The organism is Polaribacter sp. M10, assembly GCF_054968445.1.
The window spans coordinates 64,938-86,903 of record NZ_JBSSBG010000008.1; the positions used below are offsets into that span (position 1 = coordinate 64,938).

The window sequence follows — 21,966 nt, forward strand, 5'->3', positions numbered from 1 at the left end:
AATAGAAAAATTTAATATCCAAGTAAAATTCAATTTATTTTAAATAATTTAACAAATTGATAGTATTTTACGAATTAACACTTAAAAAGAATATTTTTTTTATAAAAATGCAATTATTTCTAAGAATGATGTAAATTTGCATTTCAATTACAGAGGATAAATTTGAACTGATTGCAACCTCTCTAAAAAAATGCTAAAGCAGTAATTATCTACTTCTTTTAGCGACAAAGCAATCATTTATTATTATAATTTATTTAAAATATATAGAGAATTATGTCGTATTTATTTACATCAGAAAGTGTTTCAGAAGGGCATCCAGATAAAGTAGCAGATCAAATTTCTGATGCTTTAATCGATAACTTTTTAGCTTTTGATAAAAACAGTAAAGTTGCTTGCGAAACTCTAGTAACCACTGGTCAAGTAGTTTTGGCTGGCGAAGTAAAATCTGAAACGTATTTAGACGTTCAAAAAATTGCGAGAGATGTAATTAACAAAATTGGTTACACAAAAGGCGAATATATGTTTGATGGAAATTCTTGTGGAGTTTTGTCTGCAATTCACGAACAATCACCAGATATAAACCAAGGAGTTGATAGATCTAGCCCAGAAGAACAAGGTGCAGGAGACCAAGGAATGATGTTTGGTTATGCTACAGATGAAACTGAAAATTACATGCCTTTGGCATTAGAATTATCGCACAGATTATTAAAAGAATTGGCTGAGTTACGTAGAGAAAACAAAGACATTACCTACTTAAGACCCGATGCAAAAAGTCAGGTTACCATTGAATATTCTGATGATAATGTTCCGCAAAGAATAGATGCTATTGTAATTTCTACTCAACATGATGATTTTGACGCATCAGAAGAAGTAATGTTGGCCAAAATTAAAAAAGATATTGTAGAAATTTTAATTCCTAGAGTAATTGCAAAATTACCTGCTCATATTCAAAAATTATTTACAGATGATATTACGTATCACATAAACCCAACAGGAATTTTTGTAATTGGTGGACCTCATGGAGATACAGGTTTAACTGGTAGAAAAATAATTGTAGATACTTATGGTGGAAAAGGTGCACATGGTGGTGGCGCTTTTTCTGGAAAAGATCCTTCTAAAGTAGATAGATCTGGAGCTTATGCAACCAGACATATTGCTAAAAACTTAGTGGCTGCTGGTTTGTGTAAAGAAGTTTTAGTTCAAGTTTCTTATGCAATCGGAGTTGCAAAACCTACAAGTATAAATGTAGAAACTTATGGCACAGCTACTGTAGATTTATCTGATGGAGAAATCAGCAAAAAAGTAGAAGAAATTTTTGATATGCGTCCTTATTTTATAGAAAAACGTTTAAAATTAAGAACTCCTATCTACTCAGAAACTGCTGCCTATGGACATATGGGAAGAACTCCTGAAGTAAAAACAGTTACGTTTACAAATCCTATGGGAGAAACCGTTTCTGAAGAAGTAGAAACATTTACTTGGGAAAAGTTAGATTATGTAGCTAACATTAAAGAAGCTTTTAACTTGTAAGTTTAACTAGTATATACTACAAATATAAAAACCCCTCTAAAACTTTGTTTTAAAGGGGTTTTTATATTATTTCTTTAACAAAATTTTAAGGTTTATGTTTTTAGAGTTTGCGTAATTTCGAAAACAATTCAAATTACACATTATGACTAAAAAAATATTTTCGAGAGTACTTCTTTTTGCTCTTGTTTTGGGTTTTTCAGCAAATGCTGAAGCGCAAATTTTTAAAAAGAAAAAAAAGAAAGAAGAGCCTAAAAAAGTTGCTCCGAAACCAAAACCTAAAAAAGGTGCAATTCAGCCTTATGCTAAAGTTGTTACCAAAGAACACAAAACAGACGAAGGTTTATTTAAAGTTCATCAAAAAGACAACACTTACTTGTTCGAAATTCCTGATTCTCTTTTAAAAAGAGAAATGTTAATGGTAACAAGAATAGCAAAAACTGCCAGCGGAATTGGTTTTGGTGGTGGAAAAACAAACACACAAGTTTTACGTTGGGAAAAAAAACAAAAACAAATTTTATTAAGAGTTGTTTCTCATAATATTGTTGCAGACACTATTTTACCTGTACATGAAGCTGTTGTAAACTCTAATTTAGAACCAATTTTATTTGCGTTTCCTATTAAAGCATTTAGCAAAGATTCTACTGCTACAGTTATAGATGCTACTGATTTATTTTCTACAGATGTAAAACCATTAGGTTTCCCAGCATTTTATAGAAAATTCTACCAAGCTACAAGATTAGACAAAACTCGTTCTTATATTGATAGAGTAAGTAGTTACCCACAAAACATAGAAATTAGACACGTAAAAACCTATTTTGCAAATAAAGCACCTTCAAACAGTGCTTTAGGATCTATAACTTTAGAGATGAGTAATTCTATGATTCTTTTACCTAAGGTACCTATGAAACGTCGTTATTTTGATGAAAGAGTTGGTTGGTTTGCAAGAGGACAAACAGATTATGGTTTAGAGGCTCAAGAAAGTAAAACAGTAACTTTCTTAGACAGATGGAGATTAGAGGTTAAAGACGAAGACATCGAAAAATTTAAAAGAGGTGAATTAGTTGAGCCTAAAAAACAAATTGTTTATTATGTAGATAGAGCTACCCCAAAAGAATGGGTGCCTTATATTAAAAAAGGTATTGAAGATTGGCAAGTTGCTTTTGAAGCTGCAGGGTTTAAAAATGCAATTATTGCAAAAGATCCTCCAAGTAAAGAAGAAGATCCAGATTGGTCTCCAGAAGATGTTCGTTATTCTGTTGTAAGATATTTAGCTTCTCCAATTCCAAATGCAAATGGTCCTCACGTGAGTGATCCACGTTCAGGTGAAATTCTAGAATCTGATATTAACTGGTATCATAATGTAATGTCTTTATTACACAATTGGTTCTTTATTCAAACTGCAGCGATTAATCCAGATGCAAGAGGTAACAATTTTAAAACAGAAGTTATGGGACGTTTAATACGTTTTGTATCATCACACGAAGTGGGCCACACATTAGGTTTACCTCATAATATGGGAAGTTCTTCTGCTTATCCTGTAGATTCTTTACGTTCTGCATCATTTACAAAAAAATACGGAACAGCACCATCTATTATGGATTATGCTCGTTTTAATTATGTAGCTCAGCCAGAAGATAAAGGTGTTGCTTTAATGCCAAATATTGGTGTGTATGATAAATACGCCATTTCTTGGGGATATAGACCAATTTTAGATAAAGATGCTAAAGACGAAAAAGAAACTTTAGATGCTTGGATTTTAAAACACGCTGGAGACCCAATGTATAGATTTGGACATCAACAAGCAGGTGGTGTTGTAGACCCAAGTTCACAAACAGAAGATTTAGGTGATGATGCCATGAAAGCTTCTATGTACGGAATTAAAAATTTACAAAGAATATTACCAAGATTAGAAGAGTGGACATCTGAAAAAGGTGAAACTTACGAAAATTTATCTACCATGTATGGTCAAGTTTTAAGTCAATTTAATAGATATATGGGACACGTTTCTGCTAATATTGGTGGTGTTTACGAGCACTACAAAACTACAGACCAAGAAGGTGCAGTGTATACTCATGTAGATAAAGCTATTCAAAAAGAAGCTTTAAAATTTGTAGTTGATGAATTGTTTAAAACTCCTGAATGGATGTTAGACGAAAACATTTTTAGCAAAACTGAATTTTCTGGTGCTGTAGAAAGAGTTCGTGGATTACAAGCTAGAACTTTAAACAATATTTTAGATCCAGGTAGAATGGCTAGAATGATAGAAAACGAAACCTTAAACGGTTCTTCTAAAGCTTATACACTTGTAAATATGATGAGTGATGTAAGAAAAGGCGTTTGGTCTGAAATTTATTCTGGAGCATCTATAGATACCTACAGAAGAAATTTACAAAGAGCGCATTTAGATAGATTAGATTATTTATTAAATAAAGCTAAAGATCAACGAGGCACTAACAGCGGTTACAGAAAAAGATCTGGAATTACCATTAACCAATCTGATGTTAAATCTGTAGCAAGAGGTGAGTTAAAACGTATTCAGAGAGATGCTAAAAAAGCGGCTTATTCTGGGAATACTTTAAGACGTTACCACTTACAAGATGTGGTTGATAGAATCGATATGATTTTAGAACCTAAATAATCATATTTAAAATACATTTTAAAAACCTCGCAAATTGCGAGGTTTTTTTTGTTTTTTAATAAAAATTTTTAGCTCTTTAAAATCTTAGAAAAATCTGGTTTAAAATAATTAGGCCCTTTTAAAACCTTACCATCTTCTCTGTAAATTGGCTGCCCATCTTCGCCTAATTTACTCATGTTAGAACGTTGAATTTCATTAAAAACTTCTTCGATTTTATCTTGCATTCCATGTTCTATTATGGTTCCACATAAAATATACAGCATATCTCCTAAAGCATCTGCAACTTCTATTAAATCGTTATTTTTAGCAGCTTCTAAATATTCTTCGTTTTCTTCTTTCATCAACTCAAAACGTAGTTGTTTTCTTTCATCAGAAATATGTACAGTGGGCTTATTTTGAATATTTAATTTAAACGCTGTGTGAAATGCATGAACTGCTGCTATTTTGTTTTTCATTTAGTGTACTTTTATTTGTAATTTTGCAACTTACAATATATAGAAACTTTACAACTCTTTAAAGTGTCTAAAAACGGAATAATTCAAAACTTATTAAGATAAAAAAATGATGTTTATAAACGCCTACTTTACTACTGGAAGAATAATTTTTATCGCTTTTTTTGTTTTGATTTTCGGAACTCTAATATACTTAAGTTATAAAAAAGACGTTAAAAATCACGAACGTTATTATAAAAATGCTGGCAAAAAAGTTGCCATTTACGGAGGATTAATTGTTGCCATTTTTATAGCTATTCGTATTATTTTTGGCAATTAATTATAAGGTTTCCTTTTTATTTTTCGAATATTTTTTTTGTGATTTTCAAACCACTTTTATAAAGTGATTTCTAAACATGTCTTAATTCGGGTATTTAAAACAATCTGTGGTATGATCATTTACCATACCAACAGCTTGCATATAAGCATACATTACTGTAGATCCTGTAAATTTAAATCCACGTTTTTTTAAATCTTTAGAAAGCCGATCAGAAATTGGTGTGGTTGCAGGTACATCTTCTTTTTTGCAAAACTGATTAACAATTGGTTTACCATCAACATAACTCCAAATAAAATTAGAAAACGAACCAAACTCATTTTGAATTTCTATAAATAATTGTGCATTAGAAATAGCACTTCTAATTTTTAATTTATTTCTAATAATACCTGCATCTTGCATTAAGGCATTAAACTTGCTTTCTGGATATTTTGCAATTTTATGGTAATCGAAATTATCAAAAGCTTTTCTAAAATTTTCTCTTTTATTTAAAATCGTAATCCAACTTACACCTGCCTGAAAAGTTTCTAAAATTAAAAATTCAAACAAAGTTTTATCATCATAAACAGGTTCTCCCCATTCAAAATCATGATAATCTTGATACAACTTACTGTCTGTTACCCAAAAACATCGATGTTTCATTTAATTTGTTTTTATAGGTTTAATAGCTGTTTGCCTTTCATTTACATACTCAAAAATATCATCACCAAAAAAACCAGCTTCTTCTAACATAATTCTTATGTCTTTGTTCCACTCTTTAATAGCAACAGTTGTGTTTAATTCTATGGCATATGCCGTATTTTTTTGCAAAGGATAATCGCCATTAAAAGGTACTCCTTTCTGAGAATCCCACATGCCAATAGTTGTACCTGCACTGTGCCCATAAGTACCTAAAGGATGTGTATAAATTGATGGTCTTAAACCCTCGTTTTTACCTTGATTTAAAGAATTTGCTAAAATTTGATTACCTGTTAAACCAGTTTTCATGTTCGATGTTAAAATATTTTGTACTCGATTTCCTTTTTTAAAGGCTTTTTGTAAAAATTGTGGCACTTCAGTTTCATCATCTTTTAAAACATAAGCATGTTGTTGGCAATCTGTGTTTAAACCAATGTAAGTAATTCCGAAATCGCAATGTAATAAATCTCCTTTTTGAATGATTTTTTGATCTTTACTTTTAGAAAAAGATTCGATATGAGATTTTAAAGCTTCGTTATTTCTTTGTAAGTCTATTGTAGGATGAAACCAAGTTTCTAAACCTAAATCTGTTACTTTTTGACGCATAAACCAAACCAAATCTTCTGTTGATGTTTCTCCAGGAATTATCGTATTTTCAGAAAAGGTTTCGTCAATAATATCGTGGGTTATTTTTACAAGTTTTCTAAATAATGCCAACTCTTTTTCGGTTCTGGTTTCTATCCAAGCAATTCCTAATTTTTCAGCAGAAACCATTTTTTTGTTTAATTCTACTGGTAAATTTTGGGTTAATTCATCATAATCGGTTTTAACCAAACCATCAGCTAAAGCAAAATGTGTAGATGTATTTACACCAATTTTATTCGGATTTCTTTCTTTAATAATTTCTGCCAAAGCTTTCCATTGATTGGGTTCTTTTTCTTTATCCCAAGCAGACTGAATGCTTTTACCAATATCATATCTTGCCACAGCTAATCTTTCTAACGTATTTTGTTCTTTATCTCTGTAAAAAACAATAATTGTTCTTCTTCTAGCATTTAGCCAAGTTGCTGGCAACATTGTTTTTAAAATAGGATCTTCATTGTATTCTCTAGAAATTAACAACCACATATCTAGATCTGCTTTATCCATTAATGCTGGCAATAAATTTGTAAATCGATCTTCTAAAAGTTCGTCCTTTAAAACAGCTCTTTCTTTTTCTTTTAATATGGAATATTCTGTAGCAGGTTCTGTTTGATTTTTACATGATAAGAAAAGGAAAATTGTAAATAGGAAAAGAAATTTTTTAATCATATTATGGTGATATTTAAACTCTAAAATTAAGATTAAAGATTTAAAATCTATGATATTTCAATTAATTTTTAAGCATTTATTTCTGTTTACTCACTAAAAACGGGCTTTTACTCATTCCAACTTTTTAAATAAAACCAACTCAACTACTTTTGAAAGTGTTAAAAAGGATAGAACAACAATTTTTTAACAATAAAACTTATATAAATTTAATATCTTTAGATATCATGAAAATTTTAAAACAAATATTATTATTATTCGTAATCGGAATCTTTTTTTGGGCCTGTGGATCATCATCACTCATAAATAACACAGCAATAGAAAAAGAAGAACCAGTAGTGATTGCTAATGATAGTTTAGAATACGAAATTATTATAATTGATGTAGGGTTTAACAACTTTTTAAATTCAGTTGCTAAACCAGAAGGTTTTTATTCGCAACAATATTTAGAAGCTAGAAATAAAGTTTGGGTAGTTACCTGGAACCAAAGAGCAAATAATCCTAGCCAATTTAACCCAAGCATCTACGAAAACGTTATTAATTACCAACCATTTGTAGATTATGGTTATGAGGTAAATTATAAATTATTCAATTACTTTTTATTTGCACAACAAAAATATAAAATGAATTTAGGAGGAGGTTTTAGAGCCAATCGAATTAATTAGATTTTTTCGAAACGTAAAAAACTGTAATCGTATATATTTTTATCATCTGCTTTAAAATCTTCTTGTTTTACTAATTGCCAAACATCGGCATCTATTTCCGGAAAAAAAGCATCTGCTTCAAATTCATGATGTACTTGAGTTATATCTAAAGCATCCACTAAATTATTTTTCATGGCATAATTATAGACTTGTGCACCACCAATAATAAAAATTTCTGGTTTGTCTTGTACTAATTCTAAAGCTTCTTCTACACTATTAGCAATTAAACAACCTTCTTTTACATAATCTTTATTTCTGGTAATAATTACTGTTGTTCTGTTTGGTAAAGGTTTACCTATAGATTCAAAAGTATTTCTACCCATTAAAATGGGATGACCAGAAGTTACTTTTTTAAACCTTTTTAAATCTGCAGGTAAATGCCAAATTAGGTCATTATCTTTTCCTAACGCATTATTTTTTGCAATAGCAGCTATAATTGTAATCATATAAACCTCATCATTTTACACAAAAATAACAGAAATGTTTCTTTAAATTGATGTTTTAGGGTTATTTTAAACCACTTTTTGCTTATACGAATACGTTTTAGTTCTAAAATACCTGAAAATCAAGTAAAAAGAACCAACATTAATTTTATAAAAACAGCAATTAAGCTACATCTTTATTTATAATTTTCAATTAATTAGATGTTGATATTATTAAACTGATAATTCTTTAATCTTATTGCTAAATTGTGTTTGTTGTAAAGAAGTTCTTCTATATTTTTACACCATAATTTAATCGAATTATTATGGCAATTAAAAAACAATTTTTAAAAAGTAAACCAGTTTGTAAAGTAACTTTTACTGTACCTGCTGAAGAAGCTAAAAGTGTTGCAGTTGTAGGAAGTTTTAATGAATGGAATGTAGAGGCAATGCCGCTTAAAAAATTAAAGAATGGTTCTTTTAAAGGGACTTTAGATTTAGAAGCAGGTAATTCTTACGAGTTTAAATATGTTGTAGATGGCGAATATGTAAATGAAGATGCAGCTGATAGTTTTGCATGGAGCGATTTTGCTGGAGCAGAAAACAGTGTTTTAAGTTTATAATATCTTAATGATGATAAAATAAAAAAGAGCTTTCAAATTTTAAATATTTTGAAAGCTCTTTTTTGTGAAATTATACTGCAACTACACCTTTTATATGTGGGTGTGGGTTATAATCTAACAGCTCAAAATCTTCGAAAGTAAAGTCTTCGATGTTTTTGATATTAGGATTAATTTTCATTTTTGGTAAAGGTCTTAGATCTCTAGACAATTGTAATTCTAATTGTTCTTTATGATTGTTATAGATATGTGCATCACCAAAAGTGTGAATAAATTCGCCTGCTTTATAGCCACAAACTTGTGCAATCATCATTGTAAACAAAGCGTAAGAAGCAATATTAAAAGGAACTCCTAAAAATATATCTGCGCTTCTTTGGTACAATTGGCAAGATAATTTACCATCTGAAACGTAAAATTGAAAAAACGCATGGCAAGGAGGTAAAGCTGCTTTTCCATTGGCTACATTTTCTGAGAATGAAACTGATGTATCTGGCAATACAGAAGGATTCCAAGCAGAAACTAACATTCTTCTCGAATTTGGATTCTTCTTTAAGGTTTCTATTACATCTTTAAGCTGATCTACCTCATCACTATTCCAATTGCGCCATTGATGACCATAAACTGGCCCTAAATCTCCATTTTCATCTGCCCATTCATTCCAGATTCTTACACCATTTTCTTGTAGATATTTAATATTGGTATCGCCTTTTATAAACCATAACAATTCATAAACAATACTTTTTAAATGTAGTTTTTTGGTAGTTACCATAGGAAAACCTTCACTTAAATCAAAACGCATCTGATACCCAAAAACACTCTTTGTTCCAGTTCCTGTTCTATCTCCTTTTTCATTTCCGTTTTCTAAAACGTGTTTTACTAAATCGTGATATTGTTTCATAAAATGTTAGCGTTAAAATTAATTTTTCGTGTTAGTTTTAGAAAAAAACTGTTTGTAAAAATAGAAAAAGATTAAGGTTATATAAGCGGTTTTATGTAGATGATATTTTAAAGTTATCAACTATTGTAGAAAAATATAAATATTTTAAAAAAGTTACCCTATAATCATCCCTGCAATAGTTGCAGACATTAAAGAAGCAATTGTACCACCAATTAAAGCTTTAATCCCAAATTCTGACAAGGTTTTACGCTGACCAGGAGCCAAAGAACCAATACCACCAATTTGTATTCCTATAGATGCAAAATTGGCAAATCCACAAAGCATATATGTAGCCATAATTATGGATTTATTAAAAGATAAATGTGTTGCACTAGCCACATTTTTTAATTCCGCCAATTGTATATAACCTACAAATTCGCTAGCTGCTAATTTAATACCTAACAATTGCCCCATTAAAGCCATATCTTCTGATGCAACACCTATTAACCACATTAAAGGTGCAAAAATATATCCTAAAATAAACTCTAAAGAAAGATTTTCGTAACCTGTGTTTGAGGCTATAATATCATTTAAGGTAGTAATGTCTCCTGCCCAACCTAAAATTCCGTTAATCATTGCAATTACAGCAACAAAAACCAATAACATGGCTCCTACATTTACTGCCAAACGCAAACCTTCTGTAGTACCATTTGCAATTGCATCTAAAATATTAGAACCAATTTTTTCTTGAGAAACGGTTACATCTGTATTTACTTCTTCTGTTTGTGGGTACAAGATTTTAGAAATTACAATAGCCCCTGGTGCTGCCATAACAGAAGCTGCTAATAAATGTTTTGCAAAAACTAGCTCTAAAGCTTTATCTCCACCACCTAAAAAACCAATATATGCTGCTAAAACTGCTCCTGCAACTGTAGCCATGCCACCAATCATTACCAACAGCATTTCTGACTTATTCATTTTTTCTAAATACGCCTTAATTAAAAGTGGCGCTTCTGTTTGTCCTAAAAAGATATTACCTGCAACAGACAAACTTTCCATACCTGAAATACCCAAAAATTTTGATAAACCTATTGCAAGAATTTTTACAATCCATTGAATAATTCCTAGGTAAAAAAGCAAAGATGTTAAGGCTGAGAAGAAAATAATAGTTGGTAATACTTGAAAAGCAAAAATGTACCCAAATGTATTTGTATCTGCTACAATACCCGCAAATAAAAACTCACTACCTGCTTTTGTGTATTCTAAAATTTCGATAAAAATACCACCAATAAATTCGAATACTTTCTGAATAAAACTAACTTTTAAAACACCAATAGCTATTAAAAGCTGTAAAGCCAAACCAATACCAACTTTTTTCCAATCTATTGCTTTTTTGTTACTGCTAAATAAAAAAGCAATAACTATCAGCACAAACATTCCTAAAACTCCTCTCCATAAACTGGTAAAAGAAAAACCTTGACTTGGAATTATTTCTTTTGCTGCTACAACAACTTCTGCGTCTTGAGAAAAAATGGTAGCTGAGCATAAACAAAGAAAGACAATGAGTATTTTTTTCATAATGAACATAAAATTTTAAGAACGCTTACTAATTTCGTCTCTTATTTTTGCGGCCAATTCATAATTTTCATTATCAACGGCATTGTTTAATTGGTTGTTTAATTCACTTAAAGACAAGGTGGAAAAATCGCTCTTATCATCAGAAGCTTCTAATTCAAAATCTATAGGAATTTCTTGAGATTCTTGCTTGTTTTCAATAGCCATTTCTTCTTCTACTTTTAGATAAATACCTGCTTTATCTAAAATGTTTTCATAAGTATAAATTGGCGCATTAAAACGAACAGCAATTGCAATTGCATCCGAAGTTCTTGTGTCTATTACTTCTTCTACTCCTTCTCTTTCACAAATTAAGCTAGAAAAGAAAACACCATCTACCAATTTATGAATGATAACCTCTTTAACAGTAATCGAAAACGTATCTGAGAATGTTTTAAATAAATCGTGTGTTAATGGTCTTGGTGGGCGAATTTCTGTTTCTAAAGCAATAGCTATAGATTGGGCTTCAAAAGCACCTATAATAATAGGTAAAGTTCTTGTTCCTTCCATTTCACTCAAAACTAGTGCATATGCACCACTTTGGGTTTGACTGTAAGAAATTCCTTTAATGGTAAGTAGTATTAAACTCATATATCTTCTACAAATCTAAAAAGCAACATCAATAAAACAGATATTATTTCCTGCTTTTTTAGAGGGCACAATTTAATAAAAATTATAGATTACACCTTTAATTTTAATAGTTTTTACTGAAAAGAAAAAACCCATTAGGTATTAAACTAATAGGTTTTAATTAAAAAACTGTGTTTGAATATTTGAATTAAGCTTGCTTAAAAGCTTTGAGCTTCTCTATTAATTTAGGCACAACCTCAAAAGCATCGCCAACAATACCATAATCTGCAGCTTTAAAGAAAGGTGCTTCTGGATCTGTATTGATTACTACTTTTACTTTTGATGCATTAATACCTGCTAAATGTTGAATGGCACCAGAGATACCAATAGCAATATATAAATTTGAGGCTACTGGCTTACCTGTTTGCCCTACGTGTTCTCCATGAGGTCTCCAACCCAAATCTGAAACTGGCTTAGAACAAGCTGTTGCAGCACCTAAAACGTCTGCCAACTCTTCTACCATTCCCCAATTTTCTGGTCCTTTTAAACCTCTACCTGCAGAAACCACAATATCTGCATCTGCAATAGTTACTTTACCTGTAACTCTTTCTATTTTTGTTGATGTTACTCCTGAATCTGCAATGGTTGCCTCAAAAGTTTCTGTTGTACCCTCTACAGGATTTTCAAAAACTCCATAAGAATTTTTTGCAACGCCTATAATTTTATTTTCTGTTGATATTACTGTATTACTAAATCCTTTATTAGAAAAAGCTTTTCTTTTAACAGTAAAAGGGCTAGTAGAACTTGGTAATGCAACTACATTTGATGCGTAACCAGCATCTAAGGCAACTGCTAAAATTGGAGCTGCATATAAAGTATCGATACTAGAATCTAAAATAACTACTGATGAACCTTGTGCGTCTGCAACTTGTTGAATTACTGATGCATAACTTTTTGCATTAAAAGTTGCTAAAGCATCATTAGAAACAGCAATTACTTTTTCTGCACCATAGGTATATAATTCTTCGTTATTACTAGCATTTATGGTTAAGGCAACTAAATTACTACCCAATTCTTCAGCAACTTTTTTTCCGTAAGAAACTACTTCAAAAGCACTTTTTTTGAATTTTCCTTCTGCTGAATCTGCAAAAACTAAAACTGACATATATCTTAAGTTTTTAAATGTTAGTACTATTTTATCAACTATACTAACAAAATTATTTTTTTATTTTGATGTTAAAACCCATTGTAGAAATTCTGAAACAAACTCAGAATAATATAATCTAAGATTATATCACTTTAGCTTCATTATGTAACAAGCTAATAAGCTCATCAACATTATCTGCATCTACTAATTTTACGGTTCCTTTTGGTGCTGGTTTTTCAAATGATTCTATTGATGTTGCATTTTCTGCAGCAACAGGCTCAACTACATTTAAAGGTTTTTTACGAGCCATCATAATACCACGCATATTTGGTATACGTAAATCTTTTTCTTCTACAATTCCTTTTTGGCCACCTATTACTAATGGTAAAGAAGTACTTAATGTTTCATTACCTCCATCAATTTCTCTTGTTGCTGTAACTGAAGTTCCATCTACTTCTAGACCAACACAACCATTTACAAAATTGAAATCTAACAAAGCTGCTAACATACCAGGAACCATACCTCCATTATAATCAATAGATTCTCTACCTGCTAAAACTAAATCGTAATCACCATTTTTAACTACTTCTGCCAGTTGTTTTGCAACAGACAAACCATCTGTAGCATCCATATTTACACGAATTGCATCGTCTGCACCAATAGCTAAAGCTTTACGTAAAGTTGGTTCTGTAGATGCACCACCTACATTAACAACAGTTACACTTGCACCTTGCTTTTCTTTAAACCACATTGCTCTTGTTAAACTAAACTCATCATAAGGATTGATTACAAACTGTACTCCATTTGTATCAAACTTTGTATCATTTTCAGTAAAATTAATTTTTGAAGTTGTATCTGGAACGTGACTAATACATACCAATATTTTCATAAATTCTATTTTTAGTTTAAATTATCTCTGTTACAAAACTACGTCTTTTTTTTAAAAAATACTATGCACGCATAATAAATTTTTTGAAAAAGTGAAATTCCGTTAAAAATTGAGGCCTATTTTAAATAATTTTTATTGTGCGAAACTTTAGTCGTAAATAAACAGAAACCTACTATAACTCACTTTAGTTTTAGGGCCAGAGACTTGCGTATATGCACCTGCTTTAAAGTAAAAATTACCATCCATTTCTTTCCAAAGATCGCTTACTTTATACGACTTCTTTTCTTTTTTGCCTTGAGTTATATTGTTTACAAATACTGTAACTTTATCATCAGCATCATTAATTTCAATTTTACATTCTATTTCATCTTGATCTTTAAAAGCAGTAAAAAAATCATTAGTAACTATCCCTTCATTTTTAATATAACTTTCGGTTACAATTACTTTAATTGCATTTCCACCAGCAATTTCTACTCTTAAAAGTGGTCTTTTAACACCTTTAGTATCATTATGAATTTGTCCAATAGTAACCCCTTTTCTTTCATTAGAATCTGGTGCTTTTTCGAATTTACCTTTAAAATACATGGCACTATACTCATTTAAACTCAAGTTTTTATCTTGTCTAATTTCTGTTCTATCGTTTTTTTGACCTGAAGAGATTAAAACCATTAAATTATTACACGTATAAAAATAATTGGCATCACAAACTTCTTCTGCTTTTTTTAAGTCTAATTTGGTTTTACCTTTGTTTGTATAATAATGTAGTTTAGCATCAGTTAATGCAGCTTCAAATTCTGCAATTTTACCTGGCAAAGTTTCACATAAATTACATTTTGATTTTTCTGATTGATTTTGACCAAAACTTGAAAAAATCGTTAATAGAAAAAAGGTAATTGACAAGTAAGATCTTGATCTATTCATTGGAGTTAAATATTTTAATTTATCAGTAAATATAATTAATTGTAAAGTGATATCAACACCAAAATACATACCAAAATTTTTAAATTAATTTTTCATCTAAGTAAATAAATAAGACTTCTTTTTTTTAGTAATCTAGTTGTTGAATTAACTTAGGTAGAAAACATCTTAAAATCTAAAGATTTATAGCGCTAAGAAGTGTTTTGTTTACATCAAAATTTCTTACTTTTGTTTCGGAAAAATAAACTACTAATTAAAACAAATGAAAACAGTTCAATTTAGAGAAGCTATTTGCGAAGCAATGAGCGAAGAAATGCGCAGAGACGAAAGCATTTATTTAATGGGTGAGGAAGTAGCAGAATACAATGGTGCTTACAAAGCTAGTAAAGGAATGTTAGATGAGTTTGGCGAAAAAAGAGTTATCGATACTCCTATTGCTGAACTTGGTTTTGCAGGTATTGCAATTGGTTCTGCCATGAATGGTAACAGACCTATTGTTGAGTATATGACCTTTAACTTCTCTTTAGTTGGAATTGATCAAATAATTAACAACGCTGCTAAAATTAGACAAATGTCTGGTGGCCAATTTAATTGCCCAATTGTATTTAGAGGACCAACAGCTTCTGCAGGTCAATTAGGTGCAACACACTCTCAAGCTTTTGAAAACTGGTTTGCAAACACACCTGGTTTAAAAGTAATTGTACCTTCTAATCCTTATGATGCAAAAGGATTATTAAAAGCTGCAATTAGAGATGATGATCCAGTAATTTTTATGGAATCTGAACAAATGTATGGTGATAAAATGGAAATCCCTGAAGGAGAATACATTATACCAATTGGAGTTGCAGATATTAAAAGAGAAGGTACAGATGTTACTATTGTTTCTTTTGGTAAAATAATTAAAGAAGCTTACAAAGCTGCTGATGAATTAGCTAAAGAAAATATCTCTGTAGAAATTATTGATTTAAGAACTGTAAGACCAATGGATCATGCAGCAATTATTACATCAGTAAAAAAGACAAATAGATTAGTAGTTTTAGAAGAAGCTTGGCCATTTGCAAGTGTTGCATCAGAAATTACATATAGAATTCAAGACGAAGCATTCGATTATTTAGATGCTCCTATAAAAAGAATAACTACTGCAGATACACCTGCTCCTTATTCTCCTGTTTTATTAGAAAAATGGATACCAAATTCTAACGATGTTGTTAAAGCTGTAAAAGAAGTTTTATACCTTTAAAAAAAACTTATTATCGTATTTTAAAAGACCTTTTTTATAAAAAAAAGGTCTTTTTTTTTTAAGTGTGAATTATATTCTTTTTTTAACTTTTTATAAAGAAAAAACCGTTTCTTTATTTGTTCTTTTGATCTTTTAAAAGTACATGAAAATTAAATTTATTTTACTCTTTACAATTCTGCTAAACACCTCATTTTTAGCACAAACAAAAATTAAAGGAATTGTAGTAGACACTAACAAAGAGCCAATACCTTATTGTAACATACAATTTAAAGGATCTACTGAAGGCACTACAAGTGATGATAATGGTGCATTCTATTTAGAATCTGATAAAACTTGGCAATACATCAGCCTATCTTTTATTGGCTATAAAACTTTAGAATACAAATTAGAGAAGAACATTCAGTTTAATTTAATTCTTACGTTAGAAGAAGAACAAGAAGCTCTTAGTGAAATAACCATAGTTACAGGTAAACAACCCAAAAAAAATAATCCTGCCATAGCTATTCTTAGAAAAATTTGGGCGCAAAAACGTAAAAACGGATTAAAACATTTTAATCAATATCAATATAAAAAATATCAAAAAGTAGAATTTGATTTAAATACAATAGATGATAAATTAAAAGAAAAAAGAATCTTTAAAAATTTAGAATTTATTTTTGATGATGTAGATACCTCGAACATTACAGGCAAAAGTTATCTACCAGTTTTCTTAAACGAATCTTTATCAGAAGTATATGGAGACAATATTTTACAAAAAGAAAAAGATATTTTAATAGCGAACCAAAACTCGGGTTTTAGCAACAATCAAGAACTAATTGCTTATATAGATGATTTATATGCAGATTATAATATCTACGACAATTATATAAAAATATTTGACAAAAGCTTTGTTAGTCCATTATCTAAAACCGGAATTAGCAACTATAATTATTACTTGGCAGACAGTGCTTTTATAAATAAAAAATGGAGTTACAACCTAGTGTACTATCCTAGAAGAAAAAACGAACTCACTTTTAAAGGAGACTTTTGGGTAAGTGATACCACATTTGCCATAAAAAAAATTAATTTACAAGTTGTAAAAAATGCAAACATCAACTGGGTAAAAGATGTTTATATAGAGCAAGAATATGATTTGTTAAACGACTCTATTTTTGTACTTAAAAAAGATTATTTTTTATCTGATTTTTCACTTTCTAAAAAAGAAAAATCTAGAGGAGTTTATGGTAAAAAAACTACCATTTACAAAGATTATGTTTTTAATAAACCTATCACAGACAAAGATTTTTACGATAAAAAAGTATACAATATAGGGAGTGATTCTCTTTATAATAAACCCAGAAGTTTTTGGGATAAAAATAGATTTGAAGATTTAAACAAAAATGAACAAGGAATTTATCAGTTAATAGACACTTTAAAAACGGTTAAAAAATTTCAAACCATAAATAAAGTTGGGCAATCCATCTATTCTAGATATTTTTTAATAGAATCTTTAAACTTCGATTACGGACCTATTTTTTCTACTTTTGGTTATAATGATGTAGAAGGTTTACGTATTAGAGCTGGTGGTAGAACCTTTAAAACGTCTAACGATTTGTTTCGGGTAGAAGGTTATGGCGCTTATGGTTTAAGAGATCAAAAATTTAAATATGGAGTGCAAGCCAAATGGCTTTTAAATAAAAAAAACAGATTCACCATTTCTTTAGGTAAAAGAGACGATGTAGAACAAATTGGTACTTCTTTAACAGCTGCATCAAATGTTTTAGGGCAAAGTGATGGATCATCTTCTTTAGTAGGTACTGGAACAAATGACAAGCTTACCAAGTTAAACTTAACTAGTTTTACATTAGGTTTAGAACCAATACCAAATATAGAATTTAAATTATCTGCAAATTACAAAACACTTCGTTCTGCATCTAGTACATTTAGTTTAGATTATAACGATTCTGAATCAGAAACAGGTATTGCATCACAAACCAATCAATTTGAAACTATTTTTGCTGCAGGTTTTTATCCTGGTAGAAAAATGTCGGGTTATGGAGTGCATAGAGAATTTGCTAATCCTTATTTTACAAAGTTTTATGCACAAATTACCAAAGGAGATAAAAACCTGTTTAACAGCGATTTTGATTATACCAAAGTTCAATTTTCATTTTACAGACTATGGAAAATAGGTGGTTTTGGTAGATTAACCACTTCTTTAGAAACTGGTAAAACTTATGGTTCAGTCCCATTATCTTTATTGAGCGTAGCTCCAGGAAATCAAACTTATTTTATGTATGAAAACACATTTAATTTGTTAGATTTCTATGAATTTGTATCAGACACTTATGCTGCTTTTCATTTAGAACACAATTTTAATGGTCGATTATTTTCGAGAATTCCTTTGTTAAAAAAAGCCAACTTAAGAACTATTATTGGCTTTAAAACATTTTGGGGTAGCTTATCAGACCAAAATAGAGCATTAAATACAACAGGAAATGAATTTGAAATTCCGTTAATAGCTCCAGATGCAGAACCTTATTATGAGTACAGTATTGGGGTATCTAACATCTTTAAATTATTGCGTGTAGATTTTAATTTTAGAGGCAACTATTTAGAAGCTCCAGAGGTTAGAAACTTCGGAATTACAGCAGGTATTCGATTTAAATTTTAGGTTACTTCTATTGGCTAAATTAAATCACACTATAACCATTGCGTAATTTATAATCTAAAAACAATTGATAAAACCTCTTTATTCGTTATGTTTGTAATAAGTTAAATTTAAAAAGATATTAATGAGTAAAGAACAAAAACCTGCAGTAACCTTCGATGTGTTAATAGAAATCCCTAAAGGAAGTAGAAATAAATATGAATACGATTTTACATTACATAAAATTCGTTTTGATAGAATGTTATTTTCGTCTATGATGTATCCAGGTGATTATGGATTTATTCCAGAAACGTTAGCTTTAGATTCAGATCCATTAGATGTTTTAGTATTGGGTCATCAACCAACTTACCCAATGGTTGTTATGGAGGTTAGACCAATTGGTGTTTTTTATATGACCGATGAAAAAGGACCAGATGAAAAAGTAATTTGTGTGCCTGTATCTGATCCTATTTGGAGTAAAAAAACAGATATTGCAGATATTAATCCTCATAGATTAAAAGAAATTGAACATTTTTTTCAAGTTTATAAAGATTTAGAAAAGAAAAAAGTAGATACTGGTGGTTGGGGAAATGCAGAAGCTGCAATTAACATTTATCATGAATGTGTAAAACGTTATGATGAAAGTGAACATAAGAAAAAAAGAACTTTTACCATTTAATAACGGATAAAAATTATTAAAAAACACCTTAAATATTAAGGTGTTTTTTTTTGCTCAATTTTTAAAAAACACCAATTATATAGATATAATTTATATTAATTTTTACTTAGATATCAAAATTCAATACTATTCATAAAAAAGCTGACATAAGTCATAGTTTTAACAATATAATAATTTATCAGTATTTTCAATGTATATTCTTTAAACAATATACTCTTTTTTTATCAATTTAATTTTATTACTTTTACCATCGTTTAAAAATAATTTATTAATATCAACTAACTAATATGGAAACAGTAGTTAAATTTTTACCGCTTTTTGGTGTTTTAGCCTTAGCGTTTGTGTTCTTTAAAAGTGCTTGGGTTTCTAAGCAAGATCAAGGTGATGATCGAATGAAAAGAATAGCCAAAAATATTGCAGAAGGTGCAATGTCTTTTCTTAAAGCCGAATATAAAGTTCTGGCAATTTTTGTGATAGCAGTAGCTATCCTATTATTCTTTAAAGGATCTAACGAAGTGGGTTCTAACGGAATGGTAGCAGTATCATTTATTATTGGAGCAATTTGTTCTGCTTTAGCAGGCTTTATAGGAATGAAAGTTGCTACTAAAGCTAATGTAAGAACTACACAAGCCGCAAGAACCTCTTTAGGAAGAGCTCTAGAAGTTGCTTTTGCAGGTGGTGCAGTTATGGGCTTAGGTGTTGTAGGTTTAGGAATCTTAGGTTTAAGTGCTTTATTTATTATCTATCAATTAATGTGGCCAGGAGCTGAAAACTTAACTCTTGTACTAAATGTACTTTCTGGTTTTTCTCTGGGTGCTTCATCTATAGCATTATTTGCTAGAGTTGGTGGTGGTATTTATACAAAAGCTGCAGATGTTGGTGCAGATTTAGTTGGTAAAGTAGAAGCTGGTATTCCAGAAGATCATCCTTTAAACCCTGCAACTATTGCAGATAATGTAGGTGATAATGTAGGTGATGTGGCTGGTATGGGTGCAGATTTATTTGAATCTTATGTAGGTTCTATTATTGGTACCATGGTTTTAGGTGCATTTATCATAACACCAGATTTAAATGGTCTTGGTGCTGTGTATTTACCTTTAGTACTTGGTGCAGTAGGAATATTGATGTCTATTTTAGGATCATTTTTTGTAAGAGTAAAAGATGGAGGAAATCCACAAACCGCTTTAAATATTGGTGAGTTTGGTTCTGCTGGTTTAATGATTGTAGCTTCTTATTTTATCATTAACGCTTTAATTCCGGAAGCTGTAGAAGGTTTACCTTTTGGTTCTTGGGGTGTATTTATGGCTACCATTGCTGGTTTAGTTGCTGGTTTAGCTGTTGGTAAAATAACAGAATATTATACGGCTACAGGTAAAAAACCTGTACTATCTATTGTTGAACAATCTAAAACTGGAGCTGCAACAAATATTATTGCGGGTTTAGGTGTTGGTATGATGTCTACAGCTATTCCAATTCTTTTAATTGCAGCAGCCATTATTCTTTCGCATCATTTTGCTGGTTTATATGGTATTGCAATTGCTGCAGTAGGTATGTTAGCCAACACAGGTATTCAATTAGCTGTAGATGCTTATGGACCTATTTGTGATAATGCTGGTGGAATTGCAGAAATGGCAGAATTGCCAAGCGAAGTTAGAGAACGTACAGATAAGTTAGATGCTGTTGGTAATACCACTGCAGCTGTTGGTAAAGGGTTTGCAATTGCTTCTGCAGCATTAACTGCATTAGCTTTATTTGCTGCATTTATGAAAACTGCTGGTGTAATTGCTATAGACGTTTCTCAACCAAAAATTATGGCAGGTTTATTAATTGGTGGTATGTTACCATTTGTATTTTCTGCTTTATCTATGAATGCTGTGGGTAGAGCTGCAATGGCAATGATAGAAGAAGTGCGTAGACAGTTTAGAGATATTCCGAAGTTAAAAGCTGCTTTAGAAGTAATGAGAGCTGTAGATTCTGATATGACAAAAGCAACTGCTGAGCAAAGAGCTATTTTTGATGCTGCAGATGGTGTTGCTGAATTTGATAAATGTGTAGCCATTTCTACAAAAGCATCTATTAAAGAAATGGTTTTACCAGGTTTATTAGCCATTGCTGTACCTGTTGCCATAGGTTTTATTGGTGGTGCTGAAATGTTAGGTGGTTTATTAGCTGGTGTAACTACTTGTGGAGTGTTAATGGCAATTTTTCAATCGAATGCAGGTGGAGCATGGGACAATGCAAAGAAAACTATTGAAGAACAAGGCAGAAAAGGAACTGAAGATCATAAAGCTGCTGTTGTAGGTGATACTGTTGGAGATCCTTTTAAAGATACTTCTGGACCTTCTTTAAACATTCTTTTAAAATTAATGTCTGTGGTTGCTCTTGTTATTGCACCAAGTATTGCAATGAATAGTGCAGATGTATCTGATTACAACACTAAAAAAGAAGTAAAAGTAGAAATTAAAAGTACTTCTGGTGATTTAGCACAAGCAACTATTACAACTACAAAAACTGTAAATGGTGTTATTACTGAGGATGTACAAAAAATAGAAGGCACTGTTGAAGAAATTGAACAAAAAGCAAAAGAAGCTGGTAAAATAATTTCTGTAAATGTTTCTAAAAACAAAAAAGAAGCTACAGAAGATGTAGAGATTATTGTAGAAAAGAAAGAATAATACTTCCCAAGACTTTTTGAAAAAGGGAAAAGTTCAATTGTAAAAGCACTTTTTAAATAA

The 21,966-nt window shown here is 30.5% G+C and carries 19 protein-coding genes; 9 read left to right on the forward strand and 10 right to left on the reverse strand.

The window, feature by feature from the left end:
* The first annotated feature begins 273 nt into the window (after positions 1–273).
* Positions 274–1,530: a methionine adenosyltransferase gene (gene metK / locus ACWYN7_RS09325; RefSeq protein ID WP_462859651.1), complete on the forward strand. Its 1,257-nt coding sequence runs from the start codon at positions 274–276 to the stop codon at positions 1,528–1,530.
* 142 nt (positions 1,531–1,672) lie between these two features.
* Positions 1,673–4,168, forward strand: a complete 2,496-nt coding sequence (locus ACWYN7_RS09330) for a zinc-dependent metalloprotease (protein ID WP_462859652.1) — start codon at positions 1,673–1,675, stop codon at positions 4,166–4,168.
* Between the two features lie 68 nt (positions 4,169–4,236).
* Here the strand turns inward: ACWYN7_RS09330 and ACWYN7_RS09335 are convergent, their stop codons facing one another.
* Complete coding sequence (locus tag ACWYN7_RS09335) at positions 4,237–4,623, reverse strand: pyrophosphohydrolase domain-containing protein (protein WP_462859653.1); 387 nt, start codon at positions 4,621–4,623, stop codon at positions 4,237–4,239.
* Positions 4,624–4,729: 106 nt separating this feature from the next.
* Here ACWYN7_RS09335 and ACWYN7_RS09340 point away from each other — a divergent pair, with 106 nt between their 5' ends.
* Positions 4,730–4,939, forward strand: a complete 210-nt coding sequence (locus ACWYN7_RS09340; RefSeq protein WP_462859654.1) for a hypothetical protein — start codon at positions 4,730–4,732, stop codon at positions 4,937–4,939.
* Between the two features lie 81 nt (positions 4,940–5,020).
* Here the strand turns inward: ACWYN7_RS09340 and ACWYN7_RS09345 are convergent, their stop codons facing one another.
* Both ACWYN7_RS09345 and ACWYN7_RS09350 read right to left on the reverse strand, forming a co-directional pair.
* Positions 5,021–5,578, reverse strand: a complete 558-nt coding sequence (locus ACWYN7_RS09345) for a DNA-3-methyladenine glycosylase I (protein ID WP_462859655.1) — start codon at positions 5,576–5,578, stop codon at positions 5,021–5,023.
* Positions 5,579–6,925 (reverse strand): M24 family metallopeptidase, encoded by a 1,347-nt coding sequence (locus ACWYN7_RS09350; RefSeq protein ID WP_462859656.1) that lies wholly within the window; start codon positions 6,923–6,925, stop codon positions 5,579–5,581. It abuts the gene before it with no gap.
* Positions 6,926–7,149: 224 nt separating this feature from the next.
* Between ACWYN7_RS09350 and ACWYN7_RS09355 the strand changes: the two genes are divergently transcribed.
* Entirely contained in the window at positions 7,150–7,587 is a 438-nt protein-coding gene (locus ACWYN7_RS09355; protein WP_462859657.1) for a DUF6146 family protein, read from the forward strand.
* Here the strand turns inward: ACWYN7_RS09355 and ACWYN7_RS09360 are convergent.
* Positions 7,584–8,072, reverse strand: a complete 489-nt coding sequence (locus ACWYN7_RS09360) for a dihydrofolate reductase (protein WP_462859658.1) — start codon at positions 8,070–8,072, stop codon at positions 7,584–7,586. The genes ACWYN7_RS09355 and ACWYN7_RS09360 overlap by 4 nt on opposite strands.
* Positions 8,073–8,374: 302 nt before the next feature.
* Here ACWYN7_RS09360 and ACWYN7_RS09365 point away from each other — a divergent pair, with 302 nt between their 5' ends.
* The gene (locus tag ACWYN7_RS09365; RefSeq protein ID WP_462859659.1) at positions 8,375–8,671 is read left to right on the forward strand and encodes an isoamylase early set domain-containing protein; all 297 of its coding nucleotides are present in this window, start codon (positions 8,375–8,377) and stop codon (positions 8,669–8,671) included.
* A gap of 70 nt (positions 8,672–8,741) precedes the next feature.
* On the opposite strand, the gene ACWYN7_RS09370 is transcribed toward ACWYN7_RS09365, so the two are convergent.
* The 6 genes from ACWYN7_RS09370 to ACWYN7_RS09395 form a co-directional block, all read right to left on the reverse strand.
* Positions 8,742–9,566, reverse strand: a complete 825-nt coding sequence (locus tag ACWYN7_RS09370; RefSeq protein WP_462859660.1) for a thymidylate synthase — start codon at positions 9,564–9,566, stop codon at positions 8,742–8,744.
* Positions 9,567–9,719: 153 nt separating this feature from the next.
* The gene (locus ACWYN7_RS09375) at positions 9,720–11,123 is read right to left on the reverse strand and encodes a NupC/NupG family nucleoside CNT transporter (RefSeq protein WP_462859661.1); all 1,404 of its coding nucleotides are present in this window, start codon (positions 11,121–11,123) and stop codon (positions 9,720–9,722) included.
* A 15-nt stretch (positions 11,124–11,138) separates the two neighbouring features.
* Positions 11,139–11,750: a bifunctional nuclease family protein gene (locus tag ACWYN7_RS09380; protein WP_462859662.1), complete on the reverse strand. Its 612-nt coding sequence runs from the start codon at positions 11,748–11,750 to the stop codon at positions 11,139–11,141.
* A 187-nt stretch (positions 11,751–11,937) separates the two neighbouring features.
* Positions 11,938–12,894 (reverse strand): electron transfer flavoprotein subunit alpha/FixB family protein, encoded by a 957-nt coding sequence (locus ACWYN7_RS09385; RefSeq protein ID WP_462859663.1) that lies wholly within the window; start codon positions 12,892–12,894, stop codon positions 11,938–11,940.
* Between the two features lie 124 nt (positions 12,895–13,018).
* Complete coding sequence (locus tag ACWYN7_RS09390; RefSeq protein ID WP_462859664.1) at positions 13,019–13,765, reverse strand: electron transfer flavoprotein subunit beta/FixA family protein; 747 nt, start codon at positions 13,763–13,765, stop codon at positions 13,019–13,021.
* 147 nt (positions 13,766–13,912) lie between these two features.
* Complete coding sequence (locus tag ACWYN7_RS09395) at positions 13,913–14,686, reverse strand: polysaccharide lyase family 7 protein (protein WP_462859665.1); 774 nt, start codon at positions 14,684–14,686, stop codon at positions 13,913–13,915.
* A gap of 259 nt (positions 14,687–14,945) precedes the next feature.
* Here ACWYN7_RS09395 and ACWYN7_RS09400 point away from each other — a divergent pair, with 259 nt between their 5' ends.
* The 4 genes from ACWYN7_RS09400 (at position 14,946) to ACWYN7_RS09415 (ending at position 21,906) form a co-directional block, all read left to right on the forward strand.
* The gene (locus ACWYN7_RS09400) at positions 14,946–15,923 is read left to right on the forward strand and encodes a pyruvate dehydrogenase complex E1 component subunit beta (protein ID WP_462859666.1); all 978 of its coding nucleotides are present in this window, start codon (positions 14,946–14,948) and stop codon (positions 15,921–15,923) included.
* Positions 15,924–16,065: 142 nt separating this feature from the next.
* The gene (locus tag ACWYN7_RS09405) at positions 16,066–18,576 is read left to right on the forward strand and encodes a DUF5686 family protein (protein ID WP_462859667.1); all 2,511 of its coding nucleotides are present in this window, start codon (positions 16,066–16,068) and stop codon (positions 18,574–18,576) included.
* Between the two features lie 121 nt (positions 18,577–18,697).
* On the forward strand, positions 18,698–19,231 hold the full coding sequence (locus ACWYN7_RS09410; protein ID WP_462859668.1) for an inorganic diphosphatase: 534 nt from the start codon (positions 18,698–18,700) through the stop codon (positions 19,229–19,231).
* A gap of 287 nt (positions 19,232–19,518) precedes the next feature.
* Positions 19,519–21,906: a sodium-translocating pyrophosphatase gene (locus ACWYN7_RS09415; protein ID WP_462859669.1), complete on the forward strand. Its 2,388-nt coding sequence runs from the start codon at positions 19,519–19,521 to the stop codon at positions 21,904–21,906.
* The last annotated feature ends 60 nt before the right edge of the window (positions 21,907–21,966 follow it).